1 protein-coding gene is annotated in these 302 nt (G+C 43.0%); it reads right to left on the bottom strand.

All coding sequences use genetic code 11. The features are described from left to right. The coding region (locus RT405_RS05290) for a carbohydrate-binding domain-containing protein (protein WP_313468182.1) at positions 1-302 on the bottom strand (302 nt) is incomplete at both ends.

Here is a 302-nt window from a genome sequence, read left to right as displayed (position 1 = left end):
CTGCTAAAGTCACAAAAACATCCTCTGCTGCTTCAATCAATAGGGGTGCACTGGATGAAGATGTTACCGTCACTCCATTTAAAATTAGGTGAACGTCTTCAGTATCTGGTGCAGTAACTTTAATTTGTCCGTCCGTCAAAGTCCCGCTGATCAAGTACGTTCCACCGCTCTCAATAGTGACTGTATTTCCATCAATACTGACACCTTCTCCGTCAACACTGGACTTGTCATCTGCTAATTGGATAGTGGTGGCCTCAGCTTCATCATAACCAATTTCAAGATCGTCTGAACTAAAGGCTAAA

It is taken from the genome of Carnobacterium sp., assembly GCF_032094055.1.
Lineage (GTDB): Bacteria > Bacillota > Bacilli > Lactobacillales > Carnobacteriaceae > Carnobacterium_A.
This window is presented reverse-complemented; position numbering and strand designations above follow the sequence as displayed.